Here is a 17,220-nt window from a genome sequence, read left to right as displayed (position 1 = left end):
GGCGCTGCCGGGGGCGAAGGCGACCTGGTTGAGCAGCACGGCCAACTCGTCCACGTCGGGTCCGTCCACCAGGGTCGGTGCGACGGCGACGCCCGGGGCGACCCCGGCCAGGGCGGACCCGGCGTGGTCGGTCTCGGCGGTCGGGCGGGCGGTCCGCTCGGCCGGTGGGCCGGCGGCCGGGTCGGCGGTCCTGGTGGCGCGGGCGTCGGCCAGCGCCTGCCGGGCGTGCCGGGCCACCTCGGTGGCGGCCAGGTCGCCGCCGACCGGCCGGCCCGCCAGCCGCAGCGCGTCGGTGACCTCCCGCCAGGCGCCGGCGATCCGCTCGCCGGGGTCGCCCCGCTCCCGTCGCGCCCGGGACTGCGCCCGACGCATCCCGGCCAGCGTGGCCAGCGCCGCCGCGACCAGCAGCAGCAGGCCGGCCACCGCCCCGGCGACCAGCACCGGCGCCGGCACGCCCCGCTCGGCGGTGGACCGGTCCGGCCCGGCCACCGCCGGCGGGCTCGCGGTCGGTTCCACGGTCGGCTCGGGCACCTCCGACGGGGGCGGATCGTCCGGCGTCGGCCGGAAGTCCTCCTCCACCGGCCGGGGCTCGGTGTCCGGCCGGGGCAACGGGTCGAAGGGCACCCAGCCGACGCCGGAGAAAAGCACCTCCGGCCAGGCGTACGCGTCGGCCGCCCGGACCGGGCCGTCGCCCCTCGACTCGAAGCCCACCACCACCCGGGTCGGCAGGCCGGTCAGCCGGCCCAGCACCGCGAACGCCGCCGCGAACTGCTCCGACGTGCCGCGCTGCCCGCCGCCGCCCCGGGGTCCGAAGAGGAAGAAGTTCAAATTCGGGTACGCGTGCCCGCTCGGCGCGTCCGCCACCATCCGGTAGTGCTCGGCGAGGAACTGCTCGATGGCGGCGGCCCGCGCGTACGGGGCGCCGTTCTCCTCGGCGAGCTGGGTGGCGAGCTTGCGCAGCGGCTCCGGCGTCCCGTCGGCGACCCGCAGCACCCGCGCCACCTCGGCACCGGCCGGTACGTCGGCGGTGGCGAGCAGGTTCACGTCCGGCCGCTCCCGCGCCGAGGTGACCGTGTACCGCAGCCCCGGGCTCAGCCCCTCCGGGCGGATCAGCGTCCCGGTCGCCGGGTCGTACGCCACCCGCGCCCCGCTCACCTCGCGCGGGGTGGCCACCGCCGGCAGCAGCCGACCGGTCAGGCCGGCCACGGTGATCTCCTGCCGTACGGTCTCCACCGGTCCGGCGCCGGGCGCCGTGGCGGGCAGGATCCGCCCGGCGTTGCGGTAGGTCGCCCCCACCCGCCAGGTCACCCCGTCGTAGTCGCTGAGCACCGCCAGCCGGATCCGGCTCTCCGCCCCGGCCGGCGCCTGCGTCGTCACGTCCAGCAGCTGCTGCTGCGGGTTGAGCGCCCAGCCGGAGATCCGGATCAGCGGGTTCTCGTCCAGCGACTCCACCCGTGGCGGCTCCACGTAGCGGCGCGGGTCCACCGGCCGGTCGTCGACGCGGGCGGCGAGCATCGGCCCGAGCAGGGCGGCGAGCCCCACCACCACCGCCAGGCCGAGCGCGGTGCCCGCCACCAGCCGGGCCCGCACGGCCGCCCGGACCGACGGCGTCAGCGTCGGATCGGTGGCCCCGGGCGTGCCCGGCCGGCCGGACGCGGCCAGCCCCAGCGCGACCGCGCCGGCGAAGGCCACCGACGGCCAGATCGCCGGGTCCGCGTTCGGCCCCACCACGTAGAGGGCGCCGGCGTAGAGCAGCGCCGGCGGCAGGAAGCCGAGCAGGGTCCGACCGGCGCGCAGCGCCACCTCCGCTCCGGCCAGCCCGGCCAGCCAGGCCGCCACCAGGGGCACCAGCACGGTGTCCGGCGCCGGCTCGACCGGGATCATCGCGGTGAGCAGCCGGGGGATGCCGTTGCGCGCCGCGTCGGCGACGATCGGCCCGAACCCGCCCGGCAGGTCGGCGTGCCGGGCGGCCAGCTGCAGCGAGAACGCCGTCCAGCCGGCCATCGCCGCCACCGACACCGGCGCCACCAGCCAGGAGGGCAGCCGCCGCGCGGCCACGCTGACCAGCACCGAGCCGAGTGCCGCGCCGCACATCAGCCGGGTCAGCAGGTCCCCCGCGTACACCCGGCCGAGCACCACTCCGGCCAGCGCGGTCAGCACGATCAGCGCGACCGGCACCGGCACCGCGCGCAACGCCCGGCGTACCGCCGCACCGCGCCCGTCCTCCGGCGGCGCCGCCGGGCCGGGTGCGACCGGGCGCGCCTGCGTGGTCACCACCGGCGGACCCCGTCCCACTCGGCGGCGAACCCGGCGCCGTCGGCCACGTCCAGCACCACCAGGCCGGCCGCGGCGGCCGGCGTCGGCCCGTCCGCGCCGAAGACCGCCACCACCACCGACGGGTACGCGCCGCGCAGCGCGCCGACCTGCCCCAGGTCGCCCCGGCCGCCCGGCCCGGTGAGGAAGACCAGGGTGTCGCCGGCCCGGTCCTGCCGTAACCGGCTCGCCGACGTACGCAGCGTCTCGGCGTCGCCGTCGATCGGCTCCACCGCGGCCAGCCGGTCCAGCGGCGGCTCGCCGGCCCGGTCCTCACCGGGCGCCACCAGCACCAGCACCACCGGCAGGTCGTCCCGGACGGCCGCCGTCACCACCGAGGCCGCCGCCTCGCAGGCCGACTCGAAGGACTCCGCCACCCCGTCGACCCGCTGCGGGTGGGCGACCGCGCGGTTGTCCAGCAGCACCACGATCCGGGGCAGGCTGGTGTCCACGTTCTCCCGCACCATCAGCTCACCGACCCGGGCGCTGGTGCGCCAGTGCACCCGGCGCAGCTCGTCACCGACCACGTACTCGCGCAGCGAGTCGAAGGTGATCGAGCCGTGCGGCACGCTGTCGGACCGGCCGTCCAGGCTGCGCCCCGCGCCGGTCGGCACCGCGGTCAGCGCATGGATCCGCGGGTGCACCCAGACCGGCACCGTCGCACCGTAGGCGCGGGAGAGCGCCACCAGCCCCAGCGGATCGCGCCGGATCACCCGCAGCGGCCCGACCGGCACCACGCCCCGGCGGCGGGTCGGCACCGCGTACCGGACCGTGGTGTCGCGCCCGGGACGCAGCCGCAGCACCGGCACGGCCACGGTCGCCGCGCCGCAGCGGTCCTCGGCCAGCAGGTTCGCCGCCCGCAGCCGGCCGGTGTTGCGGACCGTCACCGTCATGTGGGCCGGCTCGCCCCGGGCCACCCGGTCCGGGTCGGCGCTGCGGGTGACCTCCAGCCGGGGCCGCCAGGCCGCGACCGCCACGGCGTAGCCGACCGCCACCGCGGCCGCCGCGCCGAGCAGCGCCAATTCCGGGTACGCGAAGCGGAAGCCGGCGCCGAGCAGCAGGACGGCGGCGACGAGCAACCCGGCACCGCGGGCGGTGATCCCCATCGGCGTACGGCCGGCTCAGCCGTGCGCCGGGGCCGGCTGGCCCGACGGCAGCGGCACCGGCACCGACGCGATCGCCTGGCGCAGCACCTCGGCGGCGGTCACCCCACGCACCTGCGCGTCCGGGGTGAGCAGCAGCCGGTGCGCGAAGACCGGCTCGGCGAGCGTCTTCAGGTCCTCCGGCATGATCCAGCCCCGGCCGTCGATCAGCGCGTACGCGCACGCGGCCCGGGTCAGCGCGATCACACCCCGGGGGCTGACCCCGACCCGTACCTGCGGGTGGGCGCGGGTGGCGGCGGCCAGCCGGACCGCGTACGCGTAGAGCGGCTCGGCGATGTGCACCCGGCGGGCCATCCGGACCATCTCCCCGACGGTGGCCGTGTCGGTGACCGCGGTGAGCGCCTCGGGGGAGCGGACCGTCGCCCCGCGCAGCACCTCCACCTCGACCGCCTCGTCGGGGTAGCCCACTGACAGCTTCACCAGGAAGCGGTCGAGCTGCGCCTCCGGCAGCCGGTAGGTGCCGTCCATCTCGACCGGGTTCTGAGTGGCCACCACCAGGAACGGCTGCGGCACCGGGTGCCGGACGCCGTCCACGGTGACGGTGCGCTCCTCCATCACCTCCAGCAACGCCGACTGGGTCTTCGGCGAGGCCCGGTTGATCTCGTCGGCGATGACGATGTTGGCGAAGACCGGGCCCGGGTGGAACTCGAAGCCCCGGGTGGCCTGGTTGAAGATGGTCACCCCGGAGACGTCGGAGGGGAGCAGGTCCGGGGTGAACTGGATGCGGCGCCACTCACCCTTGACCGTCGCGGCGATCGCCCGGGCCAGCGTGGTCTTGCCGACCCCGGGCACGTCCTCCAGCAGCACGTGCCCCTGCGCGAAGAGCGCGGTCAGCGCCAGTCGTACCACCTGCGGTTTGCCCAGCACGACCGCGTTGACGTTCTCCGCCAGCCGGGCGGCGAGGGCGGCGAAGCCCTGCACCTCCGGCTGGGTGAGCGGTTCGTGGCTGCTGTTCACGGTGGGGGTTGCTCCTCGGCTGGATGGCGCGGCGTCAGCAGGTGGGCAGGACGTCGATGTCGTCGCCGCCCTCGAGATTGAGCCAGGCCCAGGGGATGTAGTTGCGCCCGGAGTATTCGACCTGCACCCACCAGGTGCTCTGCTTCTGGTTGTTGTAGATCCACGAGTCGACGTTCTCGCCCGACTTCTTGCAGTACGCCTTGAGCCGGGTGCCCGGCTTGGCCCAGCCGACCTGCTTGTCGTTGTCCTGGCGGGTGACCGAGAAGATCTCGTTGCCGTTGCGACCGCCGACGTCCTTGTTGCAGTAGGTGCGCTGCTCGCCGTCGGGGCCGTTGTTGCAGGTGGCGACGCCGTACAGCGGGTCGGTGGTCTGCGGCCGGGTGGCGGTGCCCTTGCCGGCCGCGTTGCTCGCCGTGACCGTGAACGTGTACGCCGTCCCCGGCTTCAGGCCGGGCATCGTGATGCTGGAACAGGGACCGGCCTTCGCCGGCTCGCCGGCGGTGCTCAGCGTGCAGGTGGCCTGCCCGCCGCCCGCGTCGACGGTGAACGTGACCGTCGCCGCGGTGGCGGTCGCCGACGACCCGGTCACCGTCACCCGGGGCGGGGCGACCGTACGCGCGGTGGTGGTGGCCTCCGGGCCGGCGCCGGCCTCGTTGACCGCCTTCACCTTCACCGTCACGCTCTGCCCGTCGCCCAGCTCGTCCACCGTCGCCTGGGTGTCGGTCACCTCGCGGACCCGGCCCCCGACGTCGACCAGGTATTTCGTCACCGGGCGGCCGTTGTCCAGCGCCGGCGACCACTGCACGGCGATGGTGCCCGGCCGGTCGGCGACCGTGGTCGCCCGCAGCTCGACCGGCTGGCCCGGCGGGGCGAACGGCACCACCGTGTTGCTCACCGGCGAGGCTGCCGAGCCGGCGCCCTTGTCGTTGACGGCCACCACGGTGAAGGCGTACTGGGTGCCGTACTCCAGCTCACCGGCCGGCACCACCAGCTCGGTCTTCTTCGACTCGCCGGCCGGGGCGTTGGTGCCGGCCGAGGTGGCGGTCACCGCGTACTTCGCGATGGTGTTGCCCTGCCCGTTGGCGGCCGGCCACTTGACCAGCACCGTGCCGTCCGGCCGGGCCTCGGCGGTCACGGCGGCCGGCGGGTCCGGCACCGCCGCGGTCGGGGTGACCGGGTTGCTCCGGCGCGCCGGGCCGTCACCCTTGGCGTTCACCGCGTGCACCGAGAAGGTGTACGTCTCGCCGTTGGTCAGGCCGGTGATCTCCACCGCCCGCTGGTTGGCGCCCACCTGGTGCTCCTGGCCGCCACCGGTCACCACGTACCGGGTGATCTCGGCGCCGTTCGCGGCCGCCGGCTTCCAGCTCACCCGGGCCCGCGCGTTGCCGGCCGACGCGGTGACGCTGCGCGGCGCGCTCGGCTTGCCGACCTTCGGCTTCTTCGGCGGGGGCGGCGGCGGGGGCACCGGCGGCGGGTCACCGCCGAGGACGTCGTTGGCGTACTTGTTGACCTCGCGCACCCGGTGCTGGTCGTCGACGACCCGGGCCGTCGACGAGTCGGGCGCGTTGATGAAGAGGTGGTTCTCCCGCACGTCGAGTTCCAGCGGGCCGGTCAGGCCCTTGCCCCGGATGGTGTCGACGAGCTTTCCGGCGCCGTCGAACGCGTAGACCGTCCCGGTGGCCTCGTCGGCGCAGTAGAACCGGCCTGCCCAGGCCACCGCCGCGTTGAGCCGGTCGCCGGTGCCCGGGACGGTGAACTGCCGCACCTCGCCGCCGTCGGCGACGACGTGCACGCGCCGCTCGCCGCCCACCGTCACCGGCACGGCCGGGCCGCTGGTCCGGGCCGGCAGCGTACCCGCGGACGACATGGTCAGCGGCGTGCGCGCGGTCTCGCCGGCGCGGACGGTGACCAGCGACGCCGAGGTGCGGTCCAGCACCGCCACCCCGTCGTCCAGGGTGGAGACCACCAGCTCGTGGCTCGGCTCCGCCACCGTGTACGTCTCGACCCGCTCCGGGCTGACGTTGCCGTCGGCGGCCGGGGCGGAGGGCAGCTTCGCGGCGGTCACCGCCGAGACCGTGCCCTCGCTGGGGACCGCGATCCAGAGCCGGCCCTTGCCGTCGAAGGCGCCGCCGGTGATGCCCGGCGGGTAGCGCACCGGCTCGCCCACCGGGGCGAGTGAGCGCGGGTCGAGCTGCCGGACGACGCCCTGCACGGCGTCGACGACGAACGCGGCGTCCTCGTGCAGCGCGACGTTGACCCCGAGGCCGGGGGTGGTCCGGGTGGTCGCGGTGATCTGCAGGGTGGCCAGGTCCAGCGAGCTGACCTGGCCGGTGTTCAGGTCGCGCAGGATCAGCAGCCGGTCGGTCTGGGTGACCTGCATGGGGTGCCGCCGGGCGCCGGGGATCTCCATCCGGGTGTCGACCCGCGCGGTGACGCCGTTGACCCGGGCCATCTCGCTGCGGGCCGCGCTCCACAACCAGCTGCTGGCGTCGTAGTTGGCCACCGCGTTGTCGGCGGCGCCCAGCCCGAGCACGGTCAGCCCCATCGCCGCCAGCAGCGCACCCACCGTGCCGATGGTGACCAGACCACCGCGCATCCGGGAGCGGCGCGGTGGTGCGGCGGTGTCGGTCACGGTGTTCCGCCCCGGGTCGTCGATGGTGGCCACGTCCGGCTGCCTCTCCGTCTGACTGTCCAGGTGGCGCGCCGTGCCCGGCGACCCTCCCCTGAGCCGTGGGACATCATATGGGCCGGGCCGACCCCAGGAAACCCGCTGGGTCCTCCTGTGGACACCCAGCGTGTGCGACGTGGACGGTCGTCAGCCCGTCGGGGTGCGCCGTTCGCGGTCCGTGCAGACCTGTCCCGACGTGGCGAAGGCGTCCGTGGAGTACACCGCCAGCACGGTGAAGCAGTAGTCCACCTCGGCGCTGAGCCCGTTCACCGTGTAGGTCGTCCGTCCCGGGTCGACGGTGGCCATCACCCCGAGCGCCTTCCCGGCGCGCCCACCGGCGACCATGAACGGCACGCCGCCTCCCGTCGGGTCCGACCAGGTGATGGTGACCGACGTGGCGTCGTCGCGCAGCTTCAGGTCGCCCGGCGGTGCGCCGGTCGCCTTCGCCGCCCCCGGCGTGCCCCCGGTCGGCGCCGGTCGGGGGCCGGGCTCGTCGCGGTCCAGCGCCACCGCGCCGACCAGGCCCGCGACGCCCAGCACCGCGACGCCCGCCACCACGGCCACCACCAGGCGACCCCGCCCACTCCGCTCCGGCGGCAGCTCCACCGGGTACGCCGCAGGCGGCTGGTACACCGGCGGGTACGTCATCTCCTGCGGCGGCTGCTCGACCGGAGCGTCCGCCATCCGCTCGGCCGTCCGCTCCGGCACGTCGTACGCGACCAGCGGCCCGTCGACGACCTCCATCGGGCGGCCGGTGTCGGCGGGGTCGTCCTCGTCGTCGGCCGGCTCGTCGTCGACCGGGGAGGTGGTCAGCGGCTGCGGCGGCGCGACGCTGCTCCACGGTGGCGCGGTGAGCCCCCACGGCGGGGTGCTGACGGGCGGGGTACTCACCGGCGTGGCGCTGACCGGGTGGTGCGGTGCCGGTGGCGTGCTCACCACGGGCGGCATCGGCGGCCGGTGCACCGGGTGGTGCGGTGCCGGCGGGACGCTGACGGGGTGGGTCGGCGCCGGTGGCGTGCTGACCGGGTGCTGGGGCGCCGGTGGGGTGCTGACCGGGTAGGCCGGTGCCGGTGGGGTGCTGACCACGGGCGGTGCGCTGACGGGGTAGGTCGGTGGAGTCATCGGAGGGCGCGGGGCGCTCACCGGGTGAGTCGGGGTGGCCGGCGGCGTGCTGACCGGTTGGGTCGGCGGGGCCGTCGGACGATGCGGCGGCGGTGGGGCGCTGACCGGGTTCGCCGGTGTGGGCGCCGGGACCGGCGGCGTGCTGGCCGGTGTCGTGGACGCCCGATCGACCGGGTGCGCGGGCGGCGCACTGATCGGAGGCGCGGGCGGCGCGCTGACCGGCGGGGTGGGCGTGGCGCTGACCGGCCGTGCGGGCGGCGCGCTGACCGGCGAGGTGGGGGCGGCGCTGACCGGGCGTACCGGGGCCGGGGGAGCGCTGACGGGCTGCTGTGCTCCGTCGCGCGGCGGCGCGCTGACCGGGGCAGCAGCGACCGGGTGCGCGCTGACCGGCGGTGAGCTGTCCGGGGCCGGGGCGATCGGCGCATCGGCCGGACCGGTTGTCGATCGGTTGGCCCGCGGTGCCGACGCCTGGCGCTCCGCCTCCTCCCGCAGCAGCGGATCGATCTGCTGGACCTGGATGGTCGGCCGGTCCCAGCCGCGCGTCTGCGGAACCGCCGGCTGCGGTGGCGCTGCCACCACCGGGTCGGCGGAAGGCGGGACGGGTGGTTGGGCCTGCGCCTCCCCACCCCCGGCCCTCGCTGGACCCGGCGTACCGGTGGCCGGCCGCTGCTGCGACTGCGACGCCGATGGTGTCGCGGCGGAGTCGGCGGGAGCAGTCCGATGCGGTACCTGGGGCGGCGGCACCACCGGAGCCGCGGTGACCGGGCGGTTCGGCGGTTGCGTCGGCGGGGTGACCGGGGGCGGTGGCACCGCCGCCCGGCTCGGCGCGGACGGCGGCTGGGTCAGCGGGGCCGGCCGGGGTGCCGGCGGCCGGTCGGGCGTGGCGGGACCGGGACGTTCAGGCGGCCGGGCGGGGGCCTGATGTGGCACGGCGGGTGCTTGCAGGTGCGGAGGCGCCCACGGCGACGTGACCGGGGCGACGGAGCCGGCCTGCGCGGCAGGCCCGGATCGGGGTACGGGAGGCGCGGGGACCGCCGGTGGAGCCGACACCACGGGTGGGGTCGGCACCACAGGTGGCGCGGGCACGACAGGTGGCGCGGGCACGACAGGTGGCGCGGGCACGACAGGTGGCGTGGGCACCGCGGGCGGATGCGGCGCCGGCCGGGTGGCCGGGTGCGGCGCGGGCGGGGCCGAGCGGGGAGCCGGCACCTGAGGCGCCGGCGGCACGGACACCTGGCGGTGCGGCGCGGTGACCTGCGGCGCGGGCCCGAACTGCGGGGGCGCGACGGGTGCCTGCGACGCGCCTGGTGCCTGCGCTGACGGCACCGGCCGTGGGTGCGGCGGGTGCGGCGGCGCGGACGCCTGCCGAGGCAGGGGCGGTACCGGGGGCGCCGGCGGCATGGCTCGCTGCGCCGGCGCCGGCGGCGTGGGCTGAGGCGGCCGTGGCGCAGCTACGCCCTGCTGCGGCACCGCGGCCGTGGGCGCGGACAACGCCGGGCTGGGTGCCCACGGGTTGCTCGGGCCGGGGTGCCGGACGGCGGGCGGCGCCGGGTGCCGGGGCGGTACCGGGGCGGGCGGCGGTGCCTGATGGGGCTGGTTGACGGGCGGAGGCGGAGGCGGCGTCGCCGTGGTGGGCGGCACTCCGCCGCCCAGGTACTGCCGGGCCGCTCGTACCGCGGGGTGGTGGTCGCCGAGCACGGCGGGCCCGGCGGTGGCCACCCGGGTGTAGTTGCGTCGCGCTTCGTGCCGGTTGCCCAGTTCCTCGGCCACCGATGCCAGGTCGAACGAGATGGCCAGCATCAGCGGCTCGGCGCCGCTCCAGCGGCGCTCGCCCGCCGCGTACGCCTCCTCCAGCACCCGGCGGGCGGCGGCCGGGTCGTCGGCCTCGCGGTGCATCCGCGCCAGCAGGTGGGAGGTGCCGAGCACCTCCGGGTGGTCCTCGCCGTACGCGGGCCGGGCCGAGGCGATCGTGTCGGCCAGCAGCCGCCGGGCGGCGGGGAGGTCACCCGCGGAACGGAGGGCGAGCGCCCGCTGCTGGACCGCGACGAGGGGAGAGGGCTGCGACACGTGAGCAATGCTGCCGGTAGACGGTGCCCGGACGCTACCCGCCCGACGGCGCCCCGTGCCTGTGCTGCCCGGACCACCCCGCTGACCTGGGCATTCACGACGCCGCAGAGTCGGCCGGGCGGCGATGTGCATGATCCAACTCGGCCGTGTACAGTAATCCCCCGTGCGGCCCGCCAGGGCGGCTGACCGGTGGTGAGACCACCGATGCCGACAGGGTAGGCTGGACGAGTAAGTCCGGGTGGCGGAATGGCAGACGCGCTAGCTTGAGGTGCTAGTGCCCGTATAGGGCGTGGGGGTTCAAGTCCCCCCTCGGACACAAATGAATTCCTGACGGTGTGCGCTGAGATCCATTTCAGCGCGCACCGTTTGCGTTTCGGGCCGGTAGGTGAGCCGGAGTTCGGGTTGCCGGTTGCCCTCAGCCTTGTCGGCGGGGTCGGCGTCGCGGAGCACGGTCCAGGTCGGTGACCTGCGCGGCGCCCGCGAGCGCTGGTGGACGCCGACAGCGTCGCGCCGGCCGAGGTCCGGTGCCGGCCTCTGGCGCGTACCGTGATGATCGTCTGGCTGCTGTGCCCGTCGTGCCGCTGATTCGTTGACGACATCAGCTCCACAGGCGCCGGAGGGGTCCATCCCCGCCCACGAGCCACCGCCCGCATCAGTCCGACCTAGCCGACGAGGCGACGTTCCCAGGCCCAGGCGGCGATCTCGACCCGGTTGCGAGCCCTGAGCTTCATCTGCACGCTCGCCAGGTGGGTCTTGACCGTGCCCACGGCGATGAAGAGCTGGGCGGCGATCTCGGCATTGGTCAGGCCCCGGGCGACGAGCTTCACGACGTCGAGTTCCCGTGGGGACAGGCCGCTGTCCTCGCGTGCCGGGGCGGGAGAGCTGAGGTGCTCCAACAGTCGTACCGTGATGGACGGGCTGATCAGCGCGTCACCGGACACGGCCGCGCGGACCGCCTCCACCAGCAGGGCCGGGCCGGAATCCTTGAGCAGGAAACCGCAGGCGCCGTTGGAGAGCGCGGTGTGCACGTACTCGTCGAGGTCGAAGGTCGTCACCACCACCACCCGGAGCGGGTCGGCGACGCCCGGCCCGGCGAGCATCCGCAGTGCCTCGAGGCCGTCGAGGCGGGGCATCCGGATGTCCAGCAGCACCACGTCCGGGCGGAGTCGTCGGGCCAGCTCGACGGCGACGACGCCGTCGGCGGCCTCGCCGACCACCTCCATGTCCGACTGGGCTCCGATGATCATGCCGAAGCCGGTCCGGACCATGGCCTGGTCATCGGCGATGAGCACCCGGATCACCGCGTCACCGCCACGTGCAGCGGAAACGCCGCGTCGAGTACCCAACCACCGGCGACGCCCGGCCCGGCGGTGATCGTGCCGCCAAGGGCACGGACCCGCTCGGTGAGGCCGATCAGGCCGAAGCCGTGCCGGCGGGCCCGTGCGGTGCGCGGCGAGGCGCCGTCGTCGGCGACCCGGACCAGCAACCAGTCCGGGGTACGCCGCACGGCCACGTGCACGGACCGGGCGTCCGGAGCGTGCTGGCGGGTGTTGGTCAGCCCTTCCATCACCACCCGGTACGCCGACGTCGAGATCTCCACCGGCAGTCCGTTCAGGTCGCCGTCGACATGCAGCCGTGCCGGCGCGTTCGCCGAGCCGTTGAACCCGGCCAGCAGCGGCTCCAGCTCGGTCACCCCGGCCAGTGGGGCCAGCGGTGTGTCCGGCGGGGCGCTCGGGTTGCGCAGGATCCCGACCATCCGTCGCATCGAGGCCATCGTCTCCGCGCCGGCTCGCTCGATCTGCCCCAGGGCGACGATCACCCGCTGCGGGTCCTGCTCGGCGACGAACCGGGCACCCTGCGCCTGTACCACGATGCCGGTGACGTGGTGGGCGATGAAATCGTGCAGGTCGCGGGCGAACTCCGCGCGCTGCTCGGCCCGGACCAGCGCGATCGCCCGCTCCCGACCGGCGGCCATGACCCGCAGGTAGAGCCCCACCCCGGCGGCTCCGGCCGCCGCGAGTACCTGGAGCAGACCGAAGATCACGAGCAGGTTCTCGGTGCCGGCGCGCAGCGGCAGCGCGGCGACGGCGAGCCCGGCGGCCACCGCCGCCCATGGGGCGAGCCGGGGCGCGCCCCACCGGGTCACCACGAAGACCACCCCGATCAGCCCGGCCGACTCGGCGAGCCCCCAGCTGCCGCTGATCAGATGACTGCCGCCGGGGAGGAGCAGGCTCGCCGCGGTCACGGCCAGTGACGCCGACGCGAGCGACAGCGCGGCCAGCGGCAGCCAACGCGAGCCCAGCCGGTGCACCGGCAGCCAGAGCGGCACCGTTGTCACCGCGAGTCCCATCCGCACCATCAGGAGCAGCGGAGTACCCAGGCTCCCAGCCGCGCCGAGCCGCAGGTCGAAGAGGGCGAGCAGCCCCATGGCCACCAGTCCGGCGGTCTGGGCCAGGCGTACCCACCATCGTCGAAGATCCGGCGTGCTCATGGTGACCCAGCGTAGCCAGCCGGACGGAGATGGCGGATCGGCCAAAAGGCAGACCCGGCGGCGGCGATACCCGGCCGCGGGCCGATGCGCCCACCCGCCGGTGCCGACGACGCTCTCCAGGTCACAGCGCAGCCACTGGAGGAACAATGACAACCCACGCCCCGCCGGAGACCAGCCACGCCGCGGTCGCCGCGGTCAACCTGGTGAAGGTGTACGGCAGCGGCGAGACCGCGCTCCGTGCCCTGGACGGGGTCTCGGTCGGCTTCGGCCGGGCCGAGTTCACCGCCATCATGGGCTCGTCCGGGTCCGGCAAGTCCACCCTGATGCACTGCCTCGCCGGTCTCGACACCGCCACGTCCGGTCGCGTCCTGCTCGGCGGCACGGAGCTGACCGGCCAGTCGGACCGGACGCTGACCCGGGTACGCCGGGAGCGGATCGGGTTCGTCTTCCAGTCCTTCAACCTGCTGCCGCAGCTCACCGCCGCGCAGAACATCACCCTGCCGCTGGATCTCGCCGGCCGGCAGCCCGACGCCGAGCTTCTCGCGCACCTGGTGCGGGTGCTGGGCCTCGCCGACCGCCTCGGCCACCGGCCCAGCGAGCTGTCCGGCGGGCAGCAGCAGCGGGTGGCGCTGGCCCGAGCCCTGGTGGCGCGCCCCGAGGTGGTCTTCGCCGACGAGCCGACCGGCAACCTCGACTCCCGCTCCGGCGCGGAGGTGCTCACCATCCTGCGCGACTCGGTACGCGATCTCGGCCAGACCGTCGTCATGGTCACCCACGACCCGATCGCCGCCGCGTACGCCGACCGGGTGGTGCTGCTCGCCGACGGCCGGGTCGCCGGCGAGATCGACAAGCCCAACCAGGTGTCGGTCACCGACGCGCTGCGTGATCTGGCGGCCCGCGCATGAGGGGGACCGTGCTGCGTACGCAGACGAGCGCCGCCGCCCGGCGGCCCGGCCGGCTGATCCTTACCGGCCTGGCGATCCTGGTCGCTTCCTTCGTCGTCCTCGGAACCGTGCTGGTGCAGCAGATCACCGAACGGACCGTGCGGGACAACTTGAGCGGCACCCCGGCCGCCACCGACCTGGTGATCGGCAGCACCGACGTGCCGCCACCCACTGTGACGGACGTGCAGCAGGTCCGGGCCGTGCCCGGTGTGGCCGAGGCGGTGGCCCGGGTGTCGACCGGGGCCTCCATCGGCGAGGGGTACCTCAATCTCCACGCCGATCCGGGCAACGGCCCGCTGACCACGATCCGGGTGGTCGAGGGCAGCTATCCCGACCAGCCCGGCGAGATCGCGATCACCCCGCGTACCGCCGAGCGGCTCGGGCTCTCGGTCGGTGCCACCACCAGCGGCACCGGCGGTGAACGCACCGCACCCGCCCCACTCACCGTGACCGGCGTTGTCGACACCGGCGCGGACGCCGGCTACGACGCGTACGCCCCGGACAGGGTCGTGACCGCCTGGGCGCGCCTGACGACGGTGGAGCGCGTCGACGTGCGGGTGGCTCCCGGCACCTCGACGGAGGACGTCCGCCAACGGGTGACCGCGGCGGTCGCCGGTCAGCCGATCCGCTCCGGCACCGAGGTGCGCGAGGCGGAGGCCAACGCGGCGGCCGAGGAGGTCGGGAAACTCTTCATGCTGGTCGGCATGTTCGTCTCCATCGCGGTCGTCGCGGCGGCGCTGGTCGTCACCTCGACCTTCCGCATCGTCTTCGCCCAGCGGATGCGGCAACTCGCGTTGCTGCGGGCGGTCGGGGCGAGCCGGGGCACCCTGGTGCGGGCCCTGATCGCCGAGGGAGCCCTGACCGGGCTGGTCGCCGGCGTCGTCGGGGTCGTCGGCGCCCTCGCCCTCGGGTACGCGCTGCCGGCGATCCTGCGTACCACCGGCCACGCGGTCTCGTCACCGGGCCTGCAACTGTCGGCGGCGGCCATGGTGGTGATCGGCGCCGTCGTGATCACCGTGTTGGCCGTCCTGGCACCGGCGCTCTCCGCCGCCCGGGTCTCCCCGCTGGAGGCACTGCGGACGGCGAGCACCACCGCCGGCCGGCGCGGCATCGGGGTGCTGCGTCTGGTGTTCGGGCTGCTCCTGGCCGTCGGCGCGGTCCTGGCGGCGGTCGCGACGATCAGCCAGTTGCCGAAGCCGGACCAGTCAGACTACGACCCGACGGTGCCGCTGTTCCTGCTGGTCGGGTCGGGCGCGCTGGCGTTCTTCGCGCTGGTGGCCCTCGGTCCGCTGCTGGTGCGGCCGGTGCTGGCCGTGGTGGGTTGGCCGCTGCGCCAGCTCGGTCCGCTCGGGAGGATGTCGGTCGGTGGGATCGGCGGGGCGCCGCGCCGGGCGGCTGCGATCTCCGTGGTGGTCGCGCTGGGCGTGACCCTGATCTCCGGGGTGGTCATCGGCGGCGCGTCGTTGCAGATCCTCGCCGACCGCGAGCTGGCGCTCTCGGCGCCGACCGACTTCGAGGTCCGCAGCAACGGTGGGACGCTGCCGGCGGCTGTCGTGACCCGGGCCGAGGCCGCGCGCGGCGCGCTGGCCCGGGTGGTGCCGTACCGGAAGGCCGACGGCGTCACCCTGATGCGCGGCGCCGACAAGCTCGGCGGCGTCGAGTCCGGTTACCCGACCAACGATCTGGACCTGACGGCGTTGCCCACCAGCAGTGACCTGGACGTGGCCCAGGGCACCCTGGCCGATCGTGGCCCCGGTCGGATCGTGCTGAGCAGCTGGGTCGCCCGGGACACCGCTCTGCGGGCCGGCGACACCGTCACGCTCGCCATGGCCGGGCGCAGGGTCGACGTGCGGGTGGCCGCAGTCCTGCCCGGTGACGGCCCGCTGCACGCGGGCATCCTCACCGATCCGTCCGACCTGGACCGGCTCGGCGTGCCGGCCGCGTACACCGGTCTGCTGGCCGACGCGGCCGGCACCGGCGAGGACGGTCGCACCGCCGGCGTGCGGGCGCTGCGCCAGGCGATCGGGGGGAGTGCGGACGTGGGCCTCGAGGTGCTCGCGGACGAACGGGACCGCAACGAAGCGTTGGTGCGCACCCTGGTCTGGGTCGCGGTCGGTCTGGTCGGGCTGACCGTGCTGATCGCGGTCGTCGGCGTGGGCTCCACCACGGCGCTCTCGGTGGTGGAGCGGGTACGCGAGTCCGGGTTGCTCCGGGCGATCGGCCTGTCCCGGACCGGCCTGCGCACCATGTTGACCGTCGAGTCCGGCCTGTACGGGGTGATCGGCGCGACCATCGGCCTGGTGCTCGGCATCCCGTACGCGTGGTTGGCAGTGCAGACCCTCGGGATCGAGGCGCCGTTGACCGCGCCGGTGCTGCCGCTGGCCGGGCTCTTCGTCGCACTGGTCGTGCTGACCGCGCTGGCCGGGGTGCTGCCGGCCCGTCGGGCGTCGCGGGTCAGCCCGGTGGTGGCGCTGGGGGCCGACGGCTGAGCAGCGCCGTGGGTCGGCGCCGCGCATTCGGCGCCGACTCACGGCGGCATGGTCGGTCGGGGTTGTTGGCGTGGGTCAGCGTCTCCCACCGGCCTCGCTGGCTCCGGCCGAGGTCAGTCACCTGCTCTCAGCGCGCTGAGCACGGCCGTCACCTCGGGGCGTGACGCGGCCGGTCGCCGGACCGCGGCCGTGATGCGCCGGGTCAGCGGCGGGTTCAGCGGACGGGTCACCACCCGGTACCGCGGATCCACCGCCAGCTTCGGCAGCATGGTGATCGAGCGGCCGTTCTCCACGTGCTGGAGCGCCAGCAGGTAGTTGTTGAATCGACAGATCACCACGGGCTCGAAGCCGGCCTCCCGGCACAGCCGGGTGGACAGCTCGGACATGTACGAGCCGGCGACGTCGAACGTCCAGCGCTGCTGCGCGCACGCCTCCAGGGCGACCGACTCGGCGCTGGCCAGCGGATGCTCCGGGGGCAGCACGAGCACGACCGGGTCGGTGGCGAGCGGCACCAGGTCGATCTCCGGGGAGAGCTCGGCGCCGGCGAAGTCGGCCGTCGTGATGATCAGGTCGACGTCGCCGCGACGCAGCGCCGGCATGCTCTCGTGCGGCTCCAGCTCCAGCAACACCACGTTCACGTCCGGGTGCCGGGCCGCGAGACGGGCCAGCGCCGGTTCGGCGAGGGCTTGCACGGCACTCTGGAACGCGGCCACGGTGACCGTGCCGACCGGCTCGTCGGCGAGGCGGCGCAGCTCCGCCTCGGCCGCGTCCATGGCCGCGAGGATCTCCCGAGCCCGGCCGGCGAGCAACATTCCGGCCGCGGTGAGCCGCACCCGCCGCCCGGTGCGTTCCAGCAGCGCGGTCCGGGTCTCCCGTTCCAGCGTGGCGAGCTGCTGCGACACCGCCGACGGGCTCAGGTTGCCGCGCTGCGCAACGGCCCGGACGGTGCCGTAGGTCGCCAGGTCGGCGAGCAGGCGCAGCCGCCACGGATTCAGCGTCATGAGCC

Annotated in this window: 11 protein-coding genes, 1 tRNA gene and 1 pseudogene; 4 read left to right on the top strand and 9 right to left on the bottom strand. The window is 75.4% G+C overall.

Features of this window, described 5'->3' with window-relative positions; translation table 11 throughout:
- From ACSNN7_RS07285 to ACSNN7_RS07265, 5 genes are all read right to left on the bottom strand, one after another.
- Window positions 1-2,295, bottom strand: a 2,295-nt coding sequence (locus ACSNN7_RS07285) for a transglutaminaseTgpA domain-containing protein (RefSeq protein ID WP_436679876.1), incomplete at its 3' end; no start/stop codon positions are given.
- Window positions 2,271-3,419 (bottom strand): DUF58 domain-containing protein, encoded by a 1,149-nt coding sequence (locus ACSNN7_RS07280; protein WP_436679875.1) that lies wholly within the window; start codon window positions 3,417-3,419, stop codon window positions 2,271-2,273. The genes ACSNN7_RS07285 and ACSNN7_RS07280, both read right to left, overlap by 25 nt.
- A gap of 15 nt (window positions 3,420-3,434) precedes the next feature.
- A complete protein-coding gene (locus ACSNN7_RS07275; RefSeq protein ID WP_436679874.1) occupies window positions 3,435-4,433 on the bottom strand; it encodes an AAA family ATPase in 999 nt (332 codons plus the stop codon).
- A 34-nt stretch (window positions 4,434-4,467) separates the two neighbouring features.
- Window positions 4,468-7,098 carry a fibronectin type III domain-containing protein gene (locus ACSNN7_RS07270; protein ID WP_436679873.1) on the bottom strand — a complete coding sequence of 877 codons (2,631 nt, stop codon included), beginning with the start codon at window positions 7,096-7,098 and terminating at the stop codon, window positions 4,468-4,470.
- A gap of 150 nt (window positions 7,099-7,248) precedes the next feature.
- Complete coding sequence (locus ACSNN7_RS07265; protein ID WP_436679877.1) at window positions 7,249-7,992, bottom strand: hypothetical protein; 744 nt, start codon at window positions 7,990-7,992, stop codon at window positions 7,249-7,251.
- 265 nt (window positions 7,993-8,257) lie between these two features.
- Between ACSNN7_RS07265 and ACSNN7_RS07260 the strand changes: the two genes are divergently transcribed.
- A complete protein-coding gene (locus ACSNN7_RS07260; RefSeq protein WP_436679879.1) occupies window positions 8,258-9,145 on the top strand; it encodes a hypothetical protein in 888 nt (295 codons plus the stop codon).
- Between the two features lie 971 nt (window positions 9,146-10,116).
- On the opposite strand, the pseudogene ACSNN7_RS07255 reads toward ACSNN7_RS07260, so the two are convergent.
- Window positions 10,117-10,422: pseudogene (locus ACSNN7_RS07255) on the bottom strand (hypothetical protein); the annotation flags it as partial.
- Window positions 10,423-10,522: 100 nt separating this feature from the next.
- Between ACSNN7_RS07255 and ACSNN7_RS07250 the strand changes: the two are divergent.
- A tRNA-Leu gene (locus ACSNN7_RS07250) sits at window positions 10,523-10,606 on the top strand.
- 346 nt (window positions 10,607-10,952) lie between these two features.
- On the opposite strand, the gene ACSNN7_RS07245 is transcribed toward ACSNN7_RS07250, so the two are convergent.
- Window positions 10,953-11,591 carry a response regulator gene (locus ACSNN7_RS07245; protein ID WP_436679872.1) on the bottom strand — a complete coding sequence of 213 codons (639 nt, stop codon included), beginning with the start codon at window positions 11,589-11,591 and terminating at the stop codon, window positions 10,953-10,955.
- Entirely contained in the window at window positions 11,588-12,781 is a 1,194-nt protein-coding gene (locus ACSNN7_RS07240) for a sensor histidine kinase (RefSeq protein ID WP_436679871.1), read from the bottom strand. Before ACSNN7_RS07240 ends, ACSNN7_RS07245 begins: the two co-directional genes overlap by 4 nt.
- Window positions 12,782-12,927: 146 nt before the next feature.
- On the opposite strand from ACSNN7_RS07240, the gene ACSNN7_RS07235 reads away from it, so the two are divergent.
- Window positions 12,928-13,686: an ABC transporter ATP-binding protein gene (locus ACSNN7_RS07235; protein ID WP_436679870.1), complete on the top strand. Its 759-nt coding sequence runs from the start codon at window positions 12,928-12,930 to the stop codon at window positions 13,684-13,686.
- Between the two features lie 8 nt (window positions 13,687-13,694).
- Window positions 13,695-16,214 (top strand): FtsX-like permease family protein, encoded by a 2,520-nt coding sequence (locus tag ACSNN7_RS07230; protein ID WP_436679869.1) that lies wholly within the window; start codon window positions 13,695-13,697, stop codon window positions 16,212-16,214.
- Window positions 16,215-16,327: 113 nt separating this feature from the next.
- Here ACSNN7_RS07230 and ACSNN7_RS07225 read toward each other — a convergent pair whose 3' ends face one another.
- Complete coding sequence (locus ACSNN7_RS07225; protein ID WP_436679868.1) at window positions 16,328-17,215, bottom strand: LysR family transcriptional regulator; 888 nt, start codon at window positions 17,213-17,215, stop codon at window positions 16,328-16,330.
- Window positions 17,216-17,220: the final 5 nt, after the last annotated feature.

This window comes from Micromonospora sp. URMC 105 (assembly GCF_051386295.1).
GTDB lineage: Bacteria > Actinomycetota > Actinomycetes > Mycobacteriales > Micromonosporaceae > Micromonospora.
The sequence above is the reverse complement of the archived record's forward strand: the minus strand, read 5'-3'. Positions and strand labels throughout refer to the sequence as shown.

What these genes read in the sequence shown, in the direction of transcription:
- ACSNN7_RS07235 (WP_436679870.1), top strand. Translation starts at nt 12,928, where the DNA reads ATGACAACCCACGCCCCGCCGGAGACCAGCCACGCCGCGGTCGCCGCG.
- ACSNN7_RS07240 (WP_436679871.1), bottom strand. Translation starts at nt 12,781, where the DNA reads ATGAGCACGCCGGATCTTCGACGATGGTGGGTACGCCTGGCCCAGACC.
- ACSNN7_RS07280 (WP_436679875.1), bottom strand. Translation starts at nt 3,419, where the DNA reads ATGGGGATCACCGCCCGCGGTGCCGGGTTGCTCGTCGCCGCCGTCCTG.
- ACSNN7_RS07225 (WP_436679868.1), bottom strand. Translation starts at nt 17,215, where the DNA reads ATGACGCTGAATCCGTGGCGGCTGCGCCTGCTCGCCGACCTGGCGACC.